Annotated in this window: 21 protein-coding genes; 7 read left to right on the top strand and 14 right to left on the bottom strand. The window is 36.8% G+C overall.

The annotated features are described in order from the left end of the window. Positions 1-5: 5 nt before the first annotated feature. From MNY28_RS08595 to nadA, 8 genes are read right to left on the bottom strand one after another with little or no spacing between them, the layout of a single operon-like run. Positions 6-464: a hypothetical protein gene (locus tag MNY28_RS08595; protein WP_346389550.1), complete on the bottom strand. Its 459-nt coding sequence runs from the start codon at positions 462-464 to the stop codon at positions 6-8. Continuing rightward, a complete protein-coding gene (lpxC, locus tag MNY28_RS08590) occupies positions 457-1341 on the bottom strand; it encodes a UDP-3-O-acyl-N-acetylglucosamine deacetylase (RefSeq protein WP_151900795.1) in 885 nt (294 codons plus the stop codon). Before lpxC ends, MNY28_RS08595 begins: the two co-directional genes overlap by 8 nt. 10 nt (positions 1342-1351) lie before the next feature. Next, positions 1352-2719, bottom strand: coding sequence for a M23 family metallopeptidase (locus MNY28_RS08585; RefSeq protein WP_151900796.1), 1368 nt, complete (start codon positions 2717-2719; stop codon positions 1352-1354). Between the two features lies 1 nt (position 2720). Beyond that, on the bottom strand, positions 2721-3389 hold the full coding sequence (locus MNY28_RS08580; protein WP_346389549.1) for a phosphoesterase: 669 nt from the start codon (positions 3387-3389) through the stop codon (positions 2721-2723). A 29-nt stretch (positions 3390-3418) separates the two neighbouring features. Beyond that, positions 3419-4471, bottom strand: coding sequence for a flagellar biosynthesis protein FlhB (gene flhB / locus MNY28_RS08575; protein WP_346389548.1), 1053 nt, complete (start codon positions 4469-4471; stop codon positions 3419-3421). A gap of 9 nt (positions 4472-4480) precedes the next feature. Further along, a complete protein-coding gene (locus MNY28_RS08570; protein ID WP_346389547.1) occupies positions 4481-4609 on the bottom strand; it encodes a hypothetical protein in 129 nt (42 codons plus the stop codon). A gap of 12 nt (positions 4610-4621) precedes the next feature. After that, the gene (nadC, locus tag MNY28_RS08565) at positions 4622-5437 is read right to left on the bottom strand and encodes a carboxylating nicotinate-nucleotide diphosphorylase (protein WP_151901534.1); all 816 of its coding nucleotides are present in this window, start codon (positions 5435-5437) and stop codon (positions 4622-4624) included. Next, complete coding sequence (nadA, locus tag MNY28_RS08560) at positions 5434-6432, bottom strand: quinolinate synthase NadA (protein ID WP_346389546.1); 999 nt, start codon at positions 6430-6432, stop codon at positions 5434-5436. Before nadA ends, nadC begins: the two co-directional genes overlap by 4 nt. Before the next feature lie 104 nt (positions 6433-6536). Here nadA and plsY point away from each other — a divergent pair, with 104 nt between their 5' ends. The 6 genes from plsY to MNY28_RS08530 all read left to right on the top strand — a co-directional run bounded on the left by plsY (position 6537) and on the right by MNY28_RS08530 (position 11413). Next, on the top strand, positions 6537-7151 hold the full coding sequence (plsY, locus tag MNY28_RS08555) for a glycerol-3-phosphate 1-O-acyltransferase PlsY (protein ID WP_151900800.1): 615 nt from the start codon (positions 6537-6539) through the stop codon (positions 7149-7151). A 1-nt stretch (position 7152) separates the two neighbouring features. Then, entirely contained in the window at positions 7153-7485 is a 333-nt protein-coding gene (locus MNY28_RS08550) for a dihydroneopterin aldolase (protein WP_151900801.1), read from the top strand. A gap of 100 nt (positions 7486-7585) precedes the next feature. Beyond that, positions 7586-8257 carry a homeostatic response regulator transcription factor HsrA gene (hsrA, locus tag MNY28_RS08545; protein ID WP_151900802.1) on the top strand — a complete coding sequence of 224 codons (672 nt, stop codon included), beginning with the start codon at positions 7586-7588 and terminating at the stop codon, positions 8255-8257. Positions 8258-8309: 52 nt separating this feature from the next. Beyond that, positions 8310-9611: a HAMP domain-containing sensor histidine kinase gene (locus tag MNY28_RS08540; protein WP_346389545.1), complete on the top strand. Its 1302-nt coding sequence runs from the start codon at positions 8310-8312 to the stop codon at positions 9609-9611. A 79-nt stretch (positions 9612-9690) separates the two neighbouring features. Further along, positions 9691-9942, top strand: a complete 252-nt coding sequence (locus MNY28_RS08535) for a YfhL family 4Fe-4S dicluster ferredoxin (protein WP_151900803.1) — start codon at positions 9691-9693, stop codon at positions 9940-9942. A gap of 4 nt (positions 9943-9946) precedes the next feature. After that, the gene (locus MNY28_RS08530; RefSeq protein ID WP_346389544.1) at positions 9947-11413 is read left to right on the top strand and encodes a Ppx/GppA phosphatase family protein; all 1467 of its coding nucleotides are present in this window, start codon (positions 9947-9949) and stop codon (positions 11411-11413) included. Here MNY28_RS08530 and bamA read toward each other — a convergent pair. Then, positions 11410-13671 carry an outer membrane protein assembly factor BamA gene (bamA, locus tag MNY28_RS08525; RefSeq protein ID WP_346389543.1) on the bottom strand — a complete coding sequence of 754 codons (2262 nt, stop codon included), beginning with the start codon at positions 13669-13671 and terminating at the stop codon, positions 11410-11412. The genes MNY28_RS08530 and bamA overlap by 4 nt on opposite strands. Before the next feature lie 98 nt (positions 13672-13769). On the opposite strand from bamA, the gene MNY28_RS08520 reads away from it, so the two are divergent. Beyond that, complete coding sequence (locus MNY28_RS08520) at positions 13770-14600, top strand: prephenate dehydrogenase (RefSeq protein ID WP_151900806.1); 831 nt, start codon at positions 13770-13772, stop codon at positions 14598-14600. On the opposite strand, the gene MNY28_RS08515 is transcribed toward MNY28_RS08520, so the two are convergent. The 5 genes from MNY28_RS08515 to MNY28_RS08495 are packed head-to-tail and all read right to left on the bottom strand — an operon-like array spanning position 14597 to position 20117. After that, the gene (locus tag MNY28_RS08515) at positions 14597-16033 is read right to left on the bottom strand and encodes a BatD family protein (RefSeq protein ID WP_346389542.1); all 1437 of its coding nucleotides are present in this window, start codon (positions 16031-16033) and stop codon (positions 14597-14599) included. The two genes, MNY28_RS08520 and MNY28_RS08515, sit on opposite strands and share 4 nt — an antisense overlap. Then, positions 16017-17957 carry a VWA domain-containing protein gene (locus tag MNY28_RS08510; RefSeq protein WP_151900808.1) on the bottom strand — a complete coding sequence of 647 codons (1941 nt, stop codon included), beginning with the start codon at positions 17955-17957 and terminating at the stop codon, positions 16017-16019. Before MNY28_RS08510 ends, MNY28_RS08515 begins: the two co-directional genes overlap by 17 nt. Beyond that, positions 17954-18886, bottom strand: a complete 933-nt coding sequence (locus tag MNY28_RS08505) for a VWA domain-containing protein (RefSeq protein ID WP_151900809.1) — start codon at positions 18884-18886, stop codon at positions 17954-17956. The genes MNY28_RS08510 and MNY28_RS08505 overlap by 4 nt, the downstream gene beginning before the upstream one ends. Beyond that, positions 18879-19286 carry a hypothetical protein gene (locus MNY28_RS08500; protein WP_346389541.1) on the bottom strand — a complete coding sequence of 136 codons (408 nt, stop codon included), beginning with the start codon at positions 19284-19286 and terminating at the stop codon, positions 18879-18881. Before MNY28_RS08500 ends, MNY28_RS08505 begins: the two co-directional genes overlap by 8 nt. Further along, positions 19287-20117 carry a DUF58 domain-containing protein gene (locus MNY28_RS08495; RefSeq protein WP_346389540.1) on the bottom strand — a complete coding sequence of 277 codons (831 nt, stop codon included), beginning with the start codon at positions 20115-20117 and terminating at the stop codon, positions 19287-19289. It lies immediately after the preceding gene. Positions 20118-20120 lie beyond the last annotated feature (3 nt).

Here is a 20120-nt window from a genome sequence, read left to right as displayed (position 1 = left end):
TTATCCTATCCAACTGCACCTATCATATAAAGGGGCGCTGTATTTGTGCTAAACTCTTTATAATCCAACACATCCGGCAATATAAAATCTGCCTGCGGTGCTGTTTCTATTTTTTGAGTTTTTATCTCTTGGTTAATTTTAACAAAATATAGCTTTCCAATCGCTTTGATAGGCTGATTTTTATTAAAATAAAAAGCATCTGTTGCAAAAAGCGGTATTTTTTTTAATATACTCAGTGATTTTAGAAATATATAGGCTACTTTGATGGACATAAAACTTCCCGGTCCATTGGCATACAAAAGTTTTTTCACACTATATTTGTCAAATATCTCTTTATAGATTAAAGGCAGGGCATCCGAACTTTTTTCATGGCTCTGTATCGTTTCTATAAGTTTATTCTCTGCATATATACCAATAAGAATCGGTGAACCCAATGCTATACATAAAATATCAACCTTAGGCATAGGCTTTTTCTAACTCTCTGGTTTTTTCACCGACAAGTTCTACCACTTCATAATTGTCGGCATCTTTAAGCAGAGCCAGTGTCAATTTATGATTGAGATCATGACTTCCTGCCAATGCTTCGTAATTTCCTATGAAATTCATTCCAATCAGACTCATATCTCCAATTGCATCTAAAATTTTATGCCGTACAAACTCATCACTGAATCGTAAACCTTCAGGGTTAAGTATTTTTTTATCATCCAAAACCACTGCATTTTCCAGTGAGCCTCCCAAAGCAAGTCCTTTTGAACGCAAGTACTGTACTTCATGTAAAAATCCGAATGTTCTTGCACGGGCAATCTCATTTTTATAGCTTTCTTTGGTAAATTTCAATACATACGCCTGTGTTTGAATAACAGGATGAGGAAATTTAATGGTAAAGTCATAGTTCAAATCAGGAGAAGGAGAAAGTTTTACATATTTTTCCCCTTCTTTTATCTCTACTTCTTTTTTAATCATCATTACTTTTTTTGGAATATCGAGTTCCTGTATGCCCGCTTCATCCAAAAGCATACAAAAACTTGCACTGCTCCCGTCCATCACGGGTACTTCATCCGCATCAACAACAACACGAAGATTGTCAATGCCGTATGCATATACCGCGGACAAAAGATGTTCTATTGTAGAAATAACATAATTGTCTTTGCCTATAACTGTCGCCATTTTCGTATCAACAACATTCGCAGGAACCAAGGGAATAGAAACATCCACATCACTTCTATAGAACACAATACCGCTGTTTGACTCCAAAGGTTCTAATCGTAAGCGCACAGGAGAACCTTTATGCAAGCCTATCCCGACAAGCTCCACACTTTTTTTGATTGTTGTTTGATACATCTGTTATCCTTTATTTGCCGTCAATGATTTTTTTAGCACTCTTAATAATATCATTAATATTAAGTTTTATCCACTTTTTGTCCATCCACTCTTGAGGACGGACTTCTATACCTTGCACCAATACACCAAAATGTAAATGATCTCCCATCGCATAACCGGTTTTTCCTGTTTTTGCAATAACACTGTTTGGTGCTACCTCATCACCCGCGGAGACCTCCAGACTTGAGCAGTGTCCGTAGAGAGTATAAAGCCCCAATCCGTGTGCAATAACAGGTGAATTCCCATACAGTCCGTTATAATCTGCAAATACTACATTCCCGCCGTTTTGAGTACGTACAGGAGCCATTGCATGACTGGCCATATCCAAACCCAAATGGTAGGCTTCGCTGATAAACCGACCTTTATAGTAGTATTTTCTATGATCTCCAAAGTATGCCACAACCTTTCCGTTTTTCAAAGGATACATTTTTTTAATTTTAAAATCACTGATCATTTCCTGTGGAACATCTGACGTGAGTTTATGTATCAACGCCTCATTTTTTTCTCGTATATTTTCATTAATAATTTTAAATCTTTCCAGAGGATCCTCTACTCCCTGAGTCTCATCAAATTCTTCAGCCAGTTCGGCAATTTTTCCGTTTAAAAACTTATCGGAAATTGTAATTTTTGAAAGCCTGTATGTTTTGTTTTTCAAATAAAGCGGAACATAGGTTTTTCTTACATTTCCCGCAGAATCTTTTGCTACAACTGTTGCTTTGAAACCTTCATCCTGCACAGGCCAGGCAAGCAAAGCTATATAATATCCCTCTTTATAAAAAGGTTCTACCTTAAAATGTTTATTGTGATTTGATTTTATGTACAACTCTTTTAAGTTTTCATCTTCCGCTTTAAAAATCACAAGGGCCGCACCTCCCCGGGATATTTTATACGAATTGTTCACAATGTTTACCTGCGGTCTTTTTTTGTCAATTCTCAGTTTAAAAGATTTTACCGCCGTATTGCCATTTAAAAAATTCCATTTACTCGCATCCTGTGCCTGTACAATAATTTCAATATTTTTGTCTTTGATTGCTGAAGCACCTCTTGGCGGTTCCAATTTCAAACTAACTGCTTTTTCGGGATACAGCAGTTGATTGTATAACAACTCACTCTCACCATTTTTGGTTCGTAAAATAACTTTATATGATTTGATACCGCTCTCATCTTCTATCTGTAACGGCAATGGCTTCTTGAGATTCCAGTAACCATTTGTCTGCAGTGTAATTACAGGGGCATTTCTTTCAAACATTGCAGAAAAATAGACATATGCTCCTGCGCCTATAAGAAGGGCCGTTATAAAAAATCCGCCAACCGAAGATCTGTTTTTTTTGTTTCTCAAATTATATTTCCTTAATTGATTTTAATATTTTGTTATTTTCGTCACTTTTATAAAGCCTGACTTCTTTTACATGTACTGTTTTCAATACTTCTTTCATTATTTCTTCTGCATCTTTCAACCTTGCACCGCTTGATTTTAAATCTTCATCTGAGACATACATATTCATAACCTGCGCATTATCACTCTGCAGCATCTTTTTATACAGTATAGATTTCAAACGAAACAATGACAAGGGTTCTCTTCTTTGTAAAAACTCTTTACATGTAAACTGATCAGCTTTCAGTTCTATAAGTTCAGCAGCCACAGCAAAAGCTGTACCCGTGCATTTTGCATTTGAAAATCCCTGTGTAAATTCCAAAAGAGCCCCAAACAGTGCTGTTGCCATTTTTTGATTGATAGAAACACCTTCTTGTTTTAATGCAAAATAGAGTTCTGTTGCATCAGGTTTTGCTTCTATTATGCAGTCTGCCTGCTTTGGTACAGTTTCACGTACGCGGGTAAACCACGGTAAAAAAGAAAACTTCTCATCAATTTGTTCAATAGCAACCAGGGAGACTTTTTTATGCAGAGTCAATACATAAGAATACAGAGCATTTGCATTTGCAAATGAAAGGTTGTCTGTTTGAATTACTATATGTTTTGCATTTTTTATATCATCAAAAGCTCTCAAATGTCTACTTTTTTAAATATAATTATATACTATTTTTTATTCATCTTGTAAACATAGGCTAAAACTTCGGCTACAGCATGAAACAATGCTTCGGGAATAGGCTTGTCGACATCAACTTCTTTGTAAAGACTTCTGGCCAAAGAGGGGTTTTGTACAATATGAACATGATTCTCTCTGGCTATTTTTTTGATTTGCTGTGCTATATGATCCATTCCTTTTGCAATGACAATCGGAGCCCGTGCCTTTGCCTCGTCATATTTTATGGCAACAGCGTAATGTGTAGGATTCGTTATCACCACATCGGCATTTGGAACTTCTGCCATCATCCTTTTTCGAGAAGCTTCCATTTGAATCTGTCGGATTTTTGATTTTATGAGTGGATCACCCTCCATATTTTTCATTTCATCCTTAATCTCCTGTTTTGACATTTTCAACCCGTCAAAATACTGTTTTCTTACGATAATTATATCTATTATTGCAAAGATAAAGATAATAAAGAGCATCACAAAAGCAATAATTATCATTTTATCTTTGAGCCAGACAAGCTGATCATGCAGTCCGAAGAGTGCAACTGTGGGCAACTCTTCAATAAAATAGAAGAAAAACAGAAATCCGACACCCAGGGTTGTAAAAGATTTCAGTGTTACTTTCACACCTTCAATAAGCTTTTTTAAAGAAAAAAGATTCTTTGTTCCTTTGATGGGATCAATCTTTTTAAAATCCGGCATGATAGCCTTTGTAGTAAATAGAAACCCAAACTGCGCAAGTGCAGCCACTACACCGGCAATCGCCACAGCAGCAGCCAGAGGAATGACCATAAGCAAAAACTCCCTTATAGTAACAATGGCAATATCTATTGCAAATAATTTGTCTACAGGCATGCCTATGAGGGAAAAATAGTATTGAAAAAGACGGATCATATGTGTTGCCATATAAGGAAAAAGCATTAAAATACCAAGTATGGCAACAAAAAGTGTTATCACTCCCGAAGTGTCCTGGGACTTTGGAACATTTCCCTCTTTTCGGGCATCTTCTATTTTCTTGGGGGTGGGTTCTTCTGTTTTTTCAGCATCATCAGCCATACATATCTCCTAGAAGAACTCATAAAAATCTAAAATAGATTTTTCTTTAGTGCCGCAGCGGCTAACGCAGAAAAAGAAATGTATTCCTTTTTTGTTGGGAATAATGATCTCTTCTGTTTTTTCAGCATCATCAGCCATAGATTATGACCTCTAATCCATTTTCATTGACAAATCAATCCAGTTGGCCTGATGCACCAATGAACCTGAACTGATAGCATCTACTCCTGTTTTTGCATAAGACTCAATGGTCTCCAAAGAGATGTTTCCACTCGCTTCTAAAAGGATATGCGGATAGTTTTCGTTTCTAAAAGCCACAACCTCTTCAACCTGAGCCGGTGTCATATTGTCACACATAACGATATCTGCCTGCGCCTGCATAGCCTCCTGTGCTATAAAAAGTGTATCGGCCTCTACTTCAATTTTTGCAGTAAAGGGAATAACCTTTCTTGCATTTTCTATATAGCTTTGCAGATTTTGAATTGTTTTGAGATGGGTGTCTTTTATCATCAGAGAGTCATCAAGTCCCATTCTGTGATTTACAGCACCGCCACAGCGTGTTGCATACTTTTCAAATATTCGCAATAATGGTCTTGTTTTTCTTGTGTCCAAAAGTTTTACCTTATACGGCTCTGTTATTGCAACATATCTTCTTGTCAGTGTAGCAATAGAACTTGCGTGTAAAAGCATATCCAAAACTGTTCTTTCACAGCGAAGCAGTGTATGTGAATCTGCTTCCAAGACCGCAATCGTTTCTCCACTGTGAAATGACTGCCTGTCAGATTTTAACCATTGAATAGAAAAGTTTTCAAGCTTTGCCAAAACGTCTATATACTTCTGTCCCGCGACAACCCCATCACTTTTTGCTATGATTTTAGCACTTGCAGGTACCGCAGGCTCTACGAGTGCATATAAATCACCACGCCCCACATCTTCAGCCAAGGCTTCTTTTACAAACTCTTCTATCATAATGCCAACATTCGCTCTAATGCGATTTTTGCCCATTTTTGCGTTTTTGGATCAACTTCTATCTCATTTATCGGCGCACCCTCATCTATCGCTTTGAGTGTCAGGTAAACATCTTCAAGCGTTGTTTCATTCATTGTCGGACATTCCGGTTTTGTAGAGCTTAACACATAGGTATTTTTTGGTCGCAGTCGGTTTACCATATTAAACTCTGTACCGACTGCCACTTTTTGATCTTCGGGCAACTCTGTAATATATTTGATAAGCTGTGAGGTTGAACCTACAAAATCACTGGCATCACAAACAGCAGGATCACATTCAGGATGTGTTGCAATTTTTATACCCGGAAATTTTTTACGGTAAAAAGCTATATCATCCAGTGTAAAAAGCTGATGCACCGAGCAAAAACCGTCATAGCAGATAATGTCTGCCTCTTTGGGATCACCAGCTTGTCCAATCACCATAGATTTAAGTCCCATCTGTTTGGCAATATTTTGTCCAAGACATCGATCAGGAACAAAAAGAATTTTCTTCCCCTCCGCCAATGCTGTTGTAATGATTTTTTTGGCATTTGAACTTGTACAAACCATTCCGCCCATCTCTCCTACTTTTGCTTTTACCTCAGCATTGGAGTTTATGTAGGTGATTGGCAATATGTTTTCTCTGGAAATGCCGTTATCTTCTAAAAATTTCACAGAATCATCATAATAAAGCGAGTCAATCATACGGGCCATTGCACAACAGGCAATTTTTGGCATAACAACACGCTTGTCCGGTGAAAGAACTTTCACACTCTGTCCCATAAATCCGACACCGCAAAAGAGTACAAATTCTGCATCATCTGCCATTGTTCTCATAGCCAATTCCAATGAATCGCCTGTAATATCAGCAAGTTCAAACACTTCATCACGCTGATAAAAGTGCGCAACAACTGTGACACTCAGTTTTTCTTTGAGCTCGGAAATTCGTTTTTTTAATTCATCATTTGTTAACTGCAAAAAATCATCCTGTATTTCATAATTTTATTATTATGCAATTATATCAAAATATATTTAGCATAAAAACTGTAGAATGCTGTCACTCAAATAATTTAAGGTAATTTATGGATTTTTTATTTAATATCAATGTACAGTTTTATATTGCTGCATATCTCATTGGAGGTATTCCCTTTGGTCTTTTGCTTGCAAAGAAATTTGCAGGTGTTGATGTCAAGTCTGCAGGAAGCGGCAGTATTGGTGCTACAAATGTTTTACGCGTTGTCAAGGAAAAAAATCCGGACCTGGCAAAAAAACTCGGTATTGCAACCCTTGCATTGGATGCACTCAAAGGTGTCAGCGTTTTAGCTGTTGCTTACTTCATGGGGCTTGACGAATCCGTTTTATGGGCTATTGCTGTTTTGGCAGTTCTTGGTCATTGTTTTTCCCCCTATCTTGGATTTGAAGGAGGCAAAGGTATCGCAACAGGAATGGGCGTTATGATGTTTCTTTTGCCGCTGGAGACAACAATTGCTCTTGTTGTGTGGCTTGTTATGGCTAAAACAGTCCGCATCTCATCCGTCTCTTCCCTCACGGGTGTTTTATCTTTGCTTGTTACAAGTTTTGTTCTTCATCCGAATATGCCGCATGCACCGGTTGTATTTATTGTATTTATTCTGTTTTATAAACATATCCCCAATATCATTCGTGTCATCAAGGGTGAAGAAAAAAGAGTCATATAACTTGAAAATTCATATAGAAGAGTTACGCTTTACATGTATCATCGGTATTTTGGAACATGAGAGACAAAATGAGCAGGAAGTCATTATTGATGTTGCAATAGAATATGATTTTGAGGACAATGTTTTTATAAACTATGCGGAGGTGGCAGAATTTATAAAAACAGATATGCAAAACAAAAAATTTTTACTTATTGAAGATGCACTTCATGATTTGAGCAGAGAGCTTAAAAATAAGTTTTCAAAAATAAATACTCTATATCTAAAAATAACAAAACCCTCCATTTTACCCGACTGCAAGGTCAGTGTAAGCAATATTACAAACTTCCAATCTTAATCCTAACTTCATTTTTTTTTAAAAAAAATTGAAAAAAACTTTAAAGTAACCTAAATTTATGCTATTATTCCACCAAATATTTAAGCACAGGAAAGAATTAATGCGTATATTAATTATAGAAGACGAAGTAACATTAAACAAAATGTTAGCAGAAGGACTCAAAGAATTTGGTTACCAAAGTGATGTAGTAGAGACATTAAAAGACGGTGAATACTATTTAGACATCCGTAACTATGATTTGGTTCTGATGGACTGGATGCTTCCAGACGGAAATTCAGTGGATATCATAGGTGATATCAAAACAAAAACTCCTAAGACAGTTGTTGTTGTTATTTCAGCCAGAGATGACAATGAAAGTGAGATCGAGGCACTGCGCGCCGGTGCTGATGACTACATCAGAAAACCTTTTGATTTTGACGTATTAATCGCTCGTATTGAAGCGCGTTTGCGTTTTGGCGGAAGCAATATCATAGAGATTGAAGACTTGACAATTAATCCTGAAGAAGAAAAAATTACCTATAAAGAGACTGAAATAGAGCTCAAAGGAAAACCTTTTGAAGTACTGACTCACCTTGCACGTCATCGTGATCAGATTGTTTCCAAAGAACAGCTTCTTGACGCTATCTGGGAAGAGCCTGAACTTGTTACGCCAAATGTCATTGAAGTAGCAATCAATCAGATTCGACAAAAAATGGACAAACCATTATCAATCACTACTATAGAAACTGTACGTCGTCGAGGCTACCGCTTCTGCTTTCCAAAAGAAATCTAATAAAATTTTAAATAATGATATAATTTCATAAAAATATTTATGGGGTTATATCATGTTCTCTTCACGAAGTATTCGGACAAACTTTTTAATCAAACTGATATTCTCATCACTGACACTCATTATCATCTTTTCATCTCTCTTGTATTTTTATATAGAAAAATCAATATATGATGAAAAAAAAGAGGAATTGGTACAATATGCCAAAAATATTTCTGCATACAAATCAGTTTTTCAGACAGATGAATCAATGGGAGAAAACTTTTTCTCTTTAAATGTCGGTATCATTAACTTGAAAAATTCTCATACCGGTATGGATATTTATGAAACTTCTCAGAATAATCATACTTTTTTAACGCTCATCTATCCCTTTAACCTTGATGATAAAAGCTATCTGAAAATTACAAAAGATATTACACAGACAAAGCATCTTCTGAAAAAAATTCAAAGATATATCTTTGTTATCAATATAGCAAGTATCCTGCTTGTTATTATCTATGCTATTGCCTTGTCCAAAATGCTTATTGCTCCTATTCAGACATTTTCAAACAAACTGGCAAATATGAATGAGCACCTCATCACAGAGATAGATATGAAAAAACTTCCTAAAGAGTTTGAACCTTTGGGAGCAACACTCAACCATCTGATTTTAAGAATTGAAAACTTTGTCAAATATCAAAAAGAGCTTTTTATAGGGACCGCACATGAACTGAAAACTCCCTTGGCGGTTATAAAATTAAAAAACCAGGTAACTCTCATAAAAAAACGCTCACCCGAAGAGTATATAGAAGCTATCAAAACAACCAACAAAACTGTCGATGAAATGAATATAATTATAACAAACATACTCAACATAGGCCGTCAGGAAGGTGCACAGCTTGACAGACCTGTAGAGGTGGATGTCATAGCATTTTTAAAACAAAAAGCGAATGACTTCAAACTTCTTGCCGAAAACGAAGGCAAACAGCTGCATATGGATTTTAAACCCGACGGATTTATGGCAACACTGCAGATAAGTCTTTTAAACCAGATTCTGCAAAACTTTTTGCAAAATGCCATTAAATTTACGCCCAAGGACAAATCTATCATACTCAGAAGTTCACAGGATGATGTCGGATTACTGATAGAGGTTGTAGATGAGGGATGTGGAATTGATGACAGTATAGATTTATTTGCACCATTTAAGCGTCAAGGAAACAAATCCGGCGTCGGTCTTGGTCTTTTCCTGGCAAAAAGCGCCGCAGATGCCTTAGGTGCGAAAATAAGCATAAGAAACAGAAAAGACGGAATTGACGGAACAGTAGCATCTTTGCAGCTTAATTCTAAATTATCCTGTATAATTCCAAAGAAGAGGTAATCTTTCAAAAATAATAAAGCTTTAATTTGCTATAAATCGTCAGATTAAAAAATAAATATAAAATATAAGGTTTTTGAATATGGCTTTAATAATAAATGATGAATGTATAGCATGTGATGCATGTAGAGAAGAATGTCCTACACTGGCAATAGAAGAAGGTGATCCGATTTATTATATTGATCCCGACAGATGTACTGAGTGCGTCGGCATATATGATGAACCTGCCTGTATATCTGTTTGTCCTGTTGACTGCATAGTGCCGGATAAAGATAATGTTGAAACTGTGGCAGAACTGCAGTTTAAATATAAAAATTTAGAAATAGAAGAGTAGTTCTTTGGCAAAGCGTGTTGCAATCATAGACATAGGCTCCAATTCAGTGAGAATGGTGATATATGAGAAAGTGTCACGTTTTGCTTTTCATTTGCTTCATGAAGAGAAGTCAAAGGTCAGAATTTCTGAAGATGCCTACAAACACGAAGGAGCTCTGCAAGAGGTTCCTATGCAAAGAGCTTTTGATGCACTGAGTGACTTTATACAGATCAGTAACTCTTTTAAGACAAACAAACTCTTTTGTGTTGCAACTTCGGCACTCAGAGATGCCCCCAATAAAAAAGATTTTTTACAAAAAGTAAAAAAAGAACTCAAACTCAATATAAAAATTATCAGTGGCGAAAAAGAAGCGTACTTCGGAGGCATTGCCTGTGCCAATCTTTTGCCAATGCAGGAAAATGCACTCAGCATAGATATAGGAGGCGGTTCTACTGAGCTTGCCTATATAGACAAAAACAATGTCTCCCATCCTCTATCTCTAAAACTTGGAACAGTACGCCTTAAAGAGCTTTATTTTGATGCTGATGACATAGAAGGTGCCATCAGGTATATTGACGAACAACTCCAAATGCTTCCTGCGATGAAAGTTGAAACACTCATCGGAATCGGCGGAACATTTCGGGCAATATCCAGTTCTATCATGAAGAGAGAAACATATCCGCTGAATAAACTACACGCTTATGAATTTAAGGTCACTCTCTTGCAGGAGTTTATAGAAGAACTGCTCGATGCAAAAAGCAACAAAGAACTCAAAAGCCTTTTTATCAACAGTAACAGATTTGATGTCATTAAACCCGGTACGCTTATTTTACAAAGACTTATCAAAAAGATAAATATCTCAAAAGTGATTACAAGCGGTGTAGGTGTACGAGAGGGTGTATATCTGAGTGATTTGCTAAGGAACTCCAAACATAAATTTCCGCACAATTACAATACCTCCGTGCGCTATATTATAGATTCGCATATAAAAGACAGACAGTTTTCAAATAATTTAAGCTTATTGGCTAAAAAACTCTTTGATTTAACCCATGAATATTTTGGTATAGACTACAAATACAGATACAATCTTGCCTTAGCCGCAAAACTATATCCCGCAGGAAGCAGTGTCCATTTTTATTCCCAAAACAAGCATACCTATTATTTGATAAAAAGTGCCCTGGAGTTTGGTTTCAGACATCACGACATCATGCTCATTGCCACATTGACAAAGTACGCTAAAAACAAACTGCCGTCAAGTACCCATTTGCAACTCTACAAAAAACTTCTTCCCAAAGAACAGATTACGAAAACACTCAGTTTTCTGCTCTCTTTAAGTATAGCACTCTTAAGCCACAGACCAAGAAACCTGGATTTTGAGTTAGTGTTTGAAAAAAACACATTACATGTAAACTCTTCAAAAAAACTTTATCTCGCCAAAGAAGCCGTACTGAAACTAGAATGTGAACATAACAGTTTTAGCGTAAAATTCTAAAATCTCTGTCCCATTGTAAATTCAAAGTTTGCAGTCTGGTCGCCATCCTGAGGGTTTATCGGACGGGCAAACATTAACTGAATCGGGCCGACAGGTGAGAACCACTCCAGTCCAAGCCCGTATCCGGCTCTTGAAATATTGTTGGTTAGTAAATTATCTGTTACATTATCCGAAATCATTCCCCAGTCTGCAAAAGCCACTATACGCATTTTTGCTTTTGGTATCAAAGGCATACTCAATTCTATATTATTTGAAAAAGTTTGTGTTCCGCCCACTCTTCTTATTCCATCCACTGCAGTAGCATCCGCTACAGTCGGAGAAAGTGTATATGCCTGGTACCCTCGCACACTTCCAATCCCGCCCATATAAAATTTTTCGGCAAGCGGAATGTATCCGTTGTCTATAATTGCATAATATCTGGCTTTGTATCTAAAAATAGCATCAAATCCAAGCAGATCCTGAAGTCCATAGTATTTGGCAAAATTTGTTCTTGCCTTTATAAAGTCAGCCGTACCGCCAAGCCCTGATTTTTCAAGACTCTGGGACAGTTCAAATCCTTTACGAGGAAGATAATAATCATCAGTATTATCCCATTTTATACTCACAGAAACACTGCTTTTTGTAAAAGCTTCAAACGGATTGATCCCGCCATATACAGAAGCATTGAAGTCATCTCCAAAAGTATAACTGTTACTTGAATAAGCATATCCCAGATAACCGCTGATATAGCGTGTAAACCTGTGTCCTATTCCCATACTCAGACCATTGCTTACAACAGAATAGTCAATATAATCAAAAGCTGACTGATAAATAGAAAAGTTTCCACTGAAATCACTGTCATTGAGACGAGGATTGGAGATATTGAAAGAGTAGTTTTGTGTTGTCTGGGACTTTTCAGCCTTAATGCCGACATTAATACCCGACCCCCATATATTTCTATCATTTACCCCGATACTCAGCAACAGTCCTCCATAACTTCCGTATCCGCCTCCCAACTGAATATTCCCGGTTGGTGCTTCTTTGACTTTTACAATCAAATCCATAGTCTTGTTGTCAATTCTTTTTTCCTCAATTGTATTGCTGTCAAAAAAACCAAGCCTTCCAAGTGCTGCACGGGAATCTGTCAAATCCGTTAATGAGTATATATCATTCGGTCCCAAATACAACTCTCGACGTATTACCCTGTCAAGTGTTCTGTTATTACCTGAAATCAATACATTTCTGATTCTTACTTTCTCGCCGGGCATAACTTTGAACACTACTTCGACTGTATGGTTTTCTTTGTCTTTTTTCAAGTCAGGCACTACCTGAACAAAAGCATAACCAAGGTCTGCAACAAGTGTTTTAATCTTTTTTGAGTCCTCTCTAAAAGTTTTGATATTGAAAGTTTCATCTTTTTTCAGCGAGATGGCATCTCGTAATTTTGCATCATCTGCAACATGGACAAGTTGATTGACAGAAATTTTGCTTATTTTATATGGTTTGCCTTCTGAAATCAGATAACTCATATCAGCACTGTAGTTGTCAAAATCAACCCGCACAAAAGGTTCATCTACTTTCGCATCCAGATACCCGTACTGCATATAATAGTCACGTATTCTCAGGTTATCGTATTCCAAATCTCTCAGACTCATTTTACCGTCATTCTGTCCCCAGAACCAGCCCATGAATTCTTGCTCTTTATTGGCTATAACATCATCAAAATCATCCGGATCCAAACCGTATACACCACTGTATTGTAATTTTTTGATAATAATTTCTTCGCCTTCGTTCACAACAAAAGTAACTTTTACACTTCCGTTTTCCAAATATGTCGTTTCAACTTCTACGACACTGTCAATTTTACCTTCTTGTGAAATTGCGTCAATGATTCTTTTTTTGGCAGCTTCAATTTTCTTTTCATCATATAACGACCCTTTTTTGATTTGAATGACAGACTCTTTGACTTCATCATCATCTTCTTTCCAGCCCTTGAGTTCCACCTTGGAGATAATTGCTTTTTCTTTAAAATAAAAAGTCAGTTTTCCCTTTTCATCAAATTCTGTCCAGATATCATTAAAATAGCCTTGATCAAAATATTTTTTAATCGCTTTGTCAACCATCTCTTTGTCTATGTCATCACCTTCGCCAAATCCTAAAATTCTCAAGGCAACCGGCTTGGAAAGGTGGATTAATCCATTATAGTCAATAGTTTTCACTACACGCGCATATATATTAGTTGTCAATACAACCAGCAAAAAAGACAAAAGTATTTTCATTCATATTCCATTTAAAAAATTAGTAAAGATTTTACCCATTATGTGGTTAATATTAAGTAAATTCAGTATAATTTTACAAATTAACACAAAGAATAAACATGAATATAGCAATTATTGGATTAGGTTTGATGGGAGGTTCCCTTGCCCTTTCATTAAAAAAACAAAATTATGTTGACTCTATTGTAGGTTATGATCATAATCAAAAGCATACACAGGATGCCCTTTGCCTTGGACTGGTAGACAAAATAGTCTCTTTTGAAGAGGTGAAAAAGTGTGATGTTATTTTTCTTGCCATTCCTGTCAATGGTGTAATTAAAATATTAAAAGAACTGACGGATGTCGGGCCAGATACCACCATTATCGACCTGGGAAGCACAAAAGAAAAAATTGTAGCCTCTGTCCCGCCGCAGATACGCAAAAACTTTGTAGCCGCACACCCTATGACCGGAACAGAAAACTTTGGTCCGCATGCCGCGGTTGAAAATCTTTACTACGACAAGGTTGTTGTATTGTGCGATCTTGAAGAGAGTGGAGAACTGCAGACAAAGGTTGCCAAAAAAATATTTAAATCGCTGCATATGAAAAAACATTTTATGAAGTCTCAGGAGCATGACCGTCATGCCGCTTTTATTTCACATATGCCCCATGCCATCTCTTATTCTATTGCCAACACTGTGTTAAAGCAGGAAAACAAGCACACAATTTTAGCCTTGGCTGCAGGTGGGTTTCGTTCCATGAGTCGTCTGGCAAAGAGTTCTCCCTATATGTGGGAAGATATTTTCAGACAGAACAAAGAGAATCTGCTTGAAGCTATAGAACTTTTTGAAACAGAGCTTACAAATCTCAAACAAAACATTCAAAACGAAGAGTGGGACAAAGTCCATCAAGAGATGGCCAATGCCAACAAACTGCATGATATCCTGGATTAGGATATATCATATTTTTTCAGCAGTTCTTTTACAAGCTTTTTATCTATCTTCTCTTTTTTTGAAGAGTAAAGATTAGCTTCCAAAATATCTACAACTTTTTTCACTTCCTTATCTTTGTCTTTATACGGCAACAGTTTTATAAGCAACAGTTTTTCATCATTGAGATTCAATACTCTTTCTTTTTTCAAAAATTTCACCGGTTTTGCAAATATCATAATCAATATTCCAATGATAACTCCTGCAACAAAAGCTATACCTATAGAAAGTTTGTCATAGACTTTTGCTCTGTCCTTTACATGTAAAGGCTGTTCAGGAGTTTGAACAGACTCTTCTCTTTGTATTTTCAATGCTGTTTTTTTCACCGCACCGTTTACTTTGATATGAATGGGCTGTGTAGAGATTTTTTCTACCCGTTTTGTTTTAAGATTGTAAAATGCCAGTGAAAAAGGCGAAATTGTGAAATCTTTATCTGAAACAAAGGCTAACTTTTGTGTCAGAGTATTGCCTTTGATATTTATTTTTTCATCAAAAACATTTACACCCGGTATATAGGGTTTAAAACTCTTAATATCTTCCAAATTACCTTCACCTGTCACTTTGACGGTAACATTCACTGCTTCATTAGGATTAATCTCCAATTTGTCGGCAGTCGCTTCAATTGTAAAGTTACCGACTATTTTTGCATTATTAGGCAAAGGCTTTACATGTAACTCCACCGGATTTGAAAAATAGCTCTTCCATTTTATCTGAGGCATAAAACCTCCCCAGACATCCCTTGAAGAAATTCTTGTCGCAATTTTAAGCTGTGCCGGTTTAATTGTAAGATTTCCTTCTCTTTGCGGAGCCAGTCTGTAGCTTGCTTTTGTGATGACATACCCGTCTTTTTGAGTTCTTGTTGCCTGTGATTCGCCTTTGATCCAGAAGCCTTTAAAATCCGGCGCTATAAATTTACTGTCAACGGCTTCGGCATCTTCTTTTTGTTTCAGCACCAGATTGAGCGTAAACGGTTCCCCCACAAACAACTCTGTTTTTGAGGGAATCAAATTCAGTACAAAATCGGCATTTTTATCCTGTACTGCCGGTTTTACCGTTACTTTTACACTGTTGGATTGCTCTGTTTTTCCATCTACTTCAACACTCACCGGTGAAATCACACAGCTTTTTTGCGGCATAAACTGATAACTCAGTACATAGCTTTTTTTATAATCATTGTTTATCATCTCAATACTTGTCTGAGAACTTGTCCCCAATACATTGCTGCCGCATATTGTACTGATAAGCGGTTTATTGACTTCACCGCCTGTAATTGTCAGGGTATAGGTTGCGACTTCTCCGCTGACAACGCTTTTAGGATATACCTTTGCCACAACCTTTGCATATCCTGCCGTTGCAAGCAGGCTAAAAATTATTATTATTTTACCAAGGTTTTTCATTACTGTTTTCCTTCTTCTTGTTACTTTGGTTTAATCTGTATAAATACGTACTTTGTTCATTATTAAGGCTTTTGAGCCATTTTGCCTCTTCTGCATCACTCATCCTGTTTTTCATTTTTTCTGCCTGTGCAGCTGATGCGGAAGCAGACTTCTTTTTGTCTTTTTTCTGTTTTTTCTCCGCACTCTTTTGCTGAGATTTTTGCTGCTGTTCTTTTTTCTTTTGCTCTTTTTGTTTCTGATTTTTTTGTTGTTCGCCATTCTTTTCTTGCTGCTTTTTCTCTTCTTCGCTCGGCTTTTGAGATTTTCTCTGCTCACTCTTTTTGTCTTTTTTGCCTTTGGAGTTTTTGGAATCTTGCTTATTGTTTTGCTGCTGGTTGTTCTTTTGGTTGTTCTTATCCTGCTTTTTTCCGTTCTTTTTGTTATCTTTATTCTGCTGGTTCTGCTGTTTTTTCTGATTCTTCTGCTGCTGTTTTTTCTGATTTTTGTTCTTCTGATTTTTGTTTTTCTGCTGTTGTTTCTTCTGCTCTTTGTTCTTTAAGGCTTTTTTTACGGCTTCAAGGTTTTCTCTTGTATCTTTGTCTTCATGAAGTTTTAAAGATTTTTCATAAGATTCTATCGCCTTTTTCAAATTTGCTTCATCACCCATTTTTGCATAGGCATTACCCATATTTGAAAAATTTTTCGCACGTGCAGCTTTGTCATCAAAAGTTGCTTTTTCATAATTTCGAACCGCTTCTTTGTACTTTCCGGCCTTGTACAGGGCATTGGCTGCATTATAGTAACTTTCACTGTGGTTGCTCTTTTTTGCATAACTGTCATATATTTTTGCCGATTTTTCATACTCCTTGTGTTTGTAGGCATTTTTTGCCTCATCCAGATGCATAAAGTCCAGCAATCCCGCATATGACGGAGCAGGATTTCCGAGCAAAATGGCTAAAACAAACAATCCCGGCACCTCGACTTTTACCCGTTTACTCATAGAAGATGTCGCTATAAGCAGTAGCAGAAGTGCCAGTCCCAAAGGATAATAAAACAATGGTATATATTTTTCAATCTGCTCTGATTTGAGCTCTTTTTTCTTACTGTGACGCTCAATCTCTTTAAGCATTGCTTTGACATCGGCATCAGAATTGACACTTTCAATATAAACACCACCTGTTTTTGTTGCCAAGTCTGCAATTTTATCATTGAGTTTTGAAACAATGATTTTTCCGTTTTGTTTGATAAATTCTCCATTTTCAAGCTTTATCGGTGCTCCCTGCGGTGTGCCTACACCAAGCACAAATACCGCTATGTCATGCTTCTTTGCAAAAGCAGTCTCTTGAGAAAAATCTTTTTTGTCTCCGCCGTCACTCAATATCAGCAAATATTTTTTTGCATCTTTTTTTATACTTTTATCGACAACCTGCAGCATCGACATAAAGTCTGTGCCCTGCTCTGTTATAGAATTCGTGTTAAGTTTTTTCAGTAAAAAAGCAACAGCTTCATGATCAAAACTCAAGGGCGATACCAGATAGGAATTTTTTGCAAATGCAATCACACCGATGCGCTCATTTGGTGCCAGACGCAAGAGTTCAAGAGCCTTTTGTTTTGCCAGTTTTAATCTGTTTGGATAAACATCTTCTGCCAACATAGAATCTGATATATCCAAAGCTATCATAATATCAGCACTCTTAGCCGTCACTTCAATCTTTCCGTCTTTGATGACAGGACCTGCCAAAGCAAGTGTCATCAATACAGCAATCAGAAAAAAGAGTGCATTTCTTGCTTTGAGTGTCAAGGTGTTTGAAGAGACTCTGAGTCTTTGCATCACCTCGCTTGAAAAAAATGTTGCATGCGATTCTTTTTGTGTAAGCAACAATCCAAAGAGTATAACAATTAACGGTAACATATAGTAAAGAAATTCCGGATGTAAAAAACTCATATTACACTCCCTCTTTTATTTCGTAAATAGACATAAAGCAGCAGAGACAACAATGCTATAAACAGCGGATAAAAATAGTAATAGTTTTTATAGGAAAATGTTTCATTTTTTATCTCTGATTTTTCCAGTGCATCAATTTTTTCATAGACCTCTTTAAGCTGTGAGGCATTTGCAGCACCAAAGGCAACACCGCCTGTCTCTTTTGCAATTTTCATAAGCACGGCTCTGTTGTACTCATCAGGAGCGCCTATCCCTATCGGATAAACTTTTACCCCCTCTTTTTTGGCAATATCCAGTGCCACATCCAAAGGAATTTTATCCACTCCGGCTGTGGAGTAGCCGTCTGTAAGCAAAATAGCCACTTTTGATTTTGCCTTGCTCATTTTTAACAGGTTCACTCCCTGTGCCAATGCTTCATACAGGGCTGTATATTTTCCCGCCATTCCTACTTCAAGCTGAGCAACAATGCGGGACAGTATATGCTTGTCATATGTCAACGGTGAAGCGATAAAAGAGTAGGAACCAAAAACGACAAGTCCCATATTGTCATTTTCTCTTTTGTTTATAAAATCCCGTACAATTGATTTCACAACATCAAAGCGTGATGCAGCGGGATTGAGCGGGTCAAATCCACGCTCTTTCATAGAACCCGAAGCATCCAGAATAAGGGCTATCTCATGCCCGTGTTTTGGCTTCAACTCATACGGTTCGTCTTTTACCGGCGACATAAGTGCCAAAATCATCATAACAATTGTGAGCCATTTTAAAAAGAAAAGCAGTTTTGATGCAGAAACATTACTCTTCATAAACTGTGAAGCATGCGGAAAGTAAATTGAAGGCAGCTTCATTTTACAAAGTGTTTCACATGCTATAAAAAAGAATATAACAAACAGTAATTTTGGAAATTCGAAATATATGCCGTCAAACATCTATCATTCCCTTATATAACTCTATTACATGTAAAGTATCTGTATCAAAATTTTCTACATTTTTTTTATATTTGTATTTTTGGAGTATTTGCAACATATTTTCATAGGCTTTTAAATGACGTTCACTGTCATCTTTAAAAGTTGCTCCGTAAAATGTCAAATCATATGCCGCTTTTTTCGGATTTGAATAGTCTACCGAAAAGAGCCTCTTGTAATGCTCTGCTCTTTTGTTGTATTTTTTTCTGTTTTGCATCCATTTGTATGCCAAATATATAAAACCCGAAAGTATCAGAACAACTAAAAGGCTCACTCCGATAAGATAATATAAAGAGTACTCATGTATCTCTATAAGCGGCTTAATATCATGCAAAGGAATTTCATTTTGTTGTAGGTTTTGCATCTATCTGCCCTCAAATAATCGTCGTAAGGAAACACCGATTTTTCCGTCTGTATAAACTTTTGTAAATCGAATCTGGTGTTTTCTGAATGTTGCATAAAGTTTTCTGTCATGCACTAAAACTTTTTTCGCATACTCTTTGACTGTTTGTGCATTAAAATCACCTTCTAAAACAGCACCGCTCTCAGGATCTACCAAAGAGGTAAAGCCCATCTCCGGCGGTCTCTCTTCAAGTCTGTCACGTACAATGACAGCCACTACTTCATGTTTTTTTGCCAATACTTTAAAATCAGGGATTTCAAAAAAATCTCCGACAATGACAATCAAAGATTTTCTTTTGAGTCTTTTAAACAGAGTATCTGCCAAAACTTTGTAGTCTGCTTTTTTGTTCAAAGGATCAAAATCCAAAATTTCATTCGTACTTTTATGGACCTGAAAAAGCTTTTTACTCGGTTTTAAAAAAGACTCCAGCTTATCACTGAAGATGTAGGAACTCAGCAAATCGCCGTTTTTTATCGTCGAAAAGCTCAGCATGGCTGTAATTTCTGCAATAACATCCTGTTTAAACCGTTTGGAGCCAAAATAGACACTGCCGTTGAGCATTGATGCCACGACTACATTCAACTCTCTTTCTTCACGAAATATTTTAATATAAGGCTTTTGCAGTTTTGCCGTGATATTCCAGTCAATATGTCGAATGTCGTCACCGGGCATATATTCACGCAATTCTATAAAGTCATAGCCCTCGCCTTGAAAAATAGACGGATTGTTTCCAACCATCTCACTAAAAACCTGACGGCGGGCCCGTACAAGTATTTTTTGTAGTTTGCTCATTAT

Source organism: Sulfurimonas sp. NWX367 (genome assembly GCF_039667065.1).
Taxonomy (GTDB): Bacteria; Campylobacterota; Campylobacteria; order Campylobacterales; family Sulfurimonadaceae; genus Sulfurimonas; species Sulfurimonas hydrogeniphila.
Note: the sequence above shows the minus strand (reverse complement) of the source record. Positions and strands in the feature narration are given on the sequence as shown.

What these genes read in the sequence shown, in the direction of transcription:
- MNY28_RS08595 (WP_346389550.1), bottom strand. Translation starts at nt 464, where the DNA reads ATGCCTAAGGTTGATATTTTATGTATAGCATTGGGTTCACCGATTCTT.
- lpxC (WP_151900795.1), bottom strand. Translation starts at nt 1,341, where the DNA reads ATGTATCAAACAACAATCAAAAAAAGTGTGGAGCTTGTCGGGATAGGC.
- flhB (WP_346389548.1), bottom strand. Translation starts at nt 4,471, where the DNA reads ATGGCTGATGATGCTGAAAAAACAGAAGAACCCACCCCCAAGAAAATA.
- MNY28_RS08570 (WP_346389547.1), bottom strand. Translation starts at nt 4,609, where the DNA reads ATGGCTGATGATGCTGAAAAAACAGAAGAGATCATTATTCCCAACAAA.
- nadC (WP_151901534.1), bottom strand. Translation starts at nt 5,437, where the DNA reads ATGATAGAAGAGTTTGTAAAAGAAGCCTTGGCTGAAGATGTGGGGCGT.
- plsY (WP_151900800.1), top strand. Translation starts at nt 6,537, where the DNA reads ATGGATTTTTTATTTAATATCAATGTACAGTTTTATATTGCTGCATAT.
- hsrA (WP_151900802.1), top strand. Translation starts at nt 7,586, where the DNA reads ATGCGTATATTAATTATAGAAGACGAAGTAACATTAAACAAAATGTTA.
- MNY28_RS08540 (WP_346389545.1), top strand. Translation starts at nt 8,310, where the DNA reads ATGTTCTCTTCACGAAGTATTCGGACAAACTTTTTAATCAAACTGATA.
- MNY28_RS08535 (WP_151900803.1), top strand. Translation starts at nt 9,691, where the DNA reads ATGGCTTTAATAATAAATGATGAATGTATAGCATGTGATGCATGTAGA.
- bamA (WP_346389543.1), bottom strand. Translation starts at nt 13,671, where the DNA reads ATGAAAATACTTTTGTCTTTTTTGCTGGTTGTATTGACAACTAATATA.
- MNY28_RS08520 (WP_151900806.1), top strand. Translation starts at nt 13,770, where the DNA reads ATGAATATAGCAATTATTGGATTAGGTTTGATGGGAGGTTCCCTTGCC.
- MNY28_RS08515 (WP_346389542.1), bottom strand. Translation starts at nt 16,033, where the DNA reads ATGAAAAACCTTGGTAAAATAATAATAATTTTTAGCCTGCTTGCAACG.
- MNY28_RS08510 (WP_151900808.1), bottom strand. Translation starts at nt 17,957, where the DNA reads ATGAGTTTTTTACATCCGGAATTTCTTTACTATATGTTACCGTTAATT.
- MNY28_RS08505 (WP_151900809.1), bottom strand. Translation starts at nt 18,886, where the DNA reads ATGTTTGACGGCATATATTTCGAATTTCCAAAATTACTGTTTGTTATA.
- MNY28_RS08500 (WP_346389541.1), bottom strand. Translation starts at nt 19,286, where the DNA reads ATGCAAAACCTACAACAAAATGAAATTCCTTTGCATGATATTAAGCCG.
- MNY28_RS08495 (WP_346389540.1), bottom strand. Translation starts at nt 20,117, where the DNA reads ATGAGCAAACTACAAAAAATACTTGTACGGGCCCGCCGTCAGGTTTTT.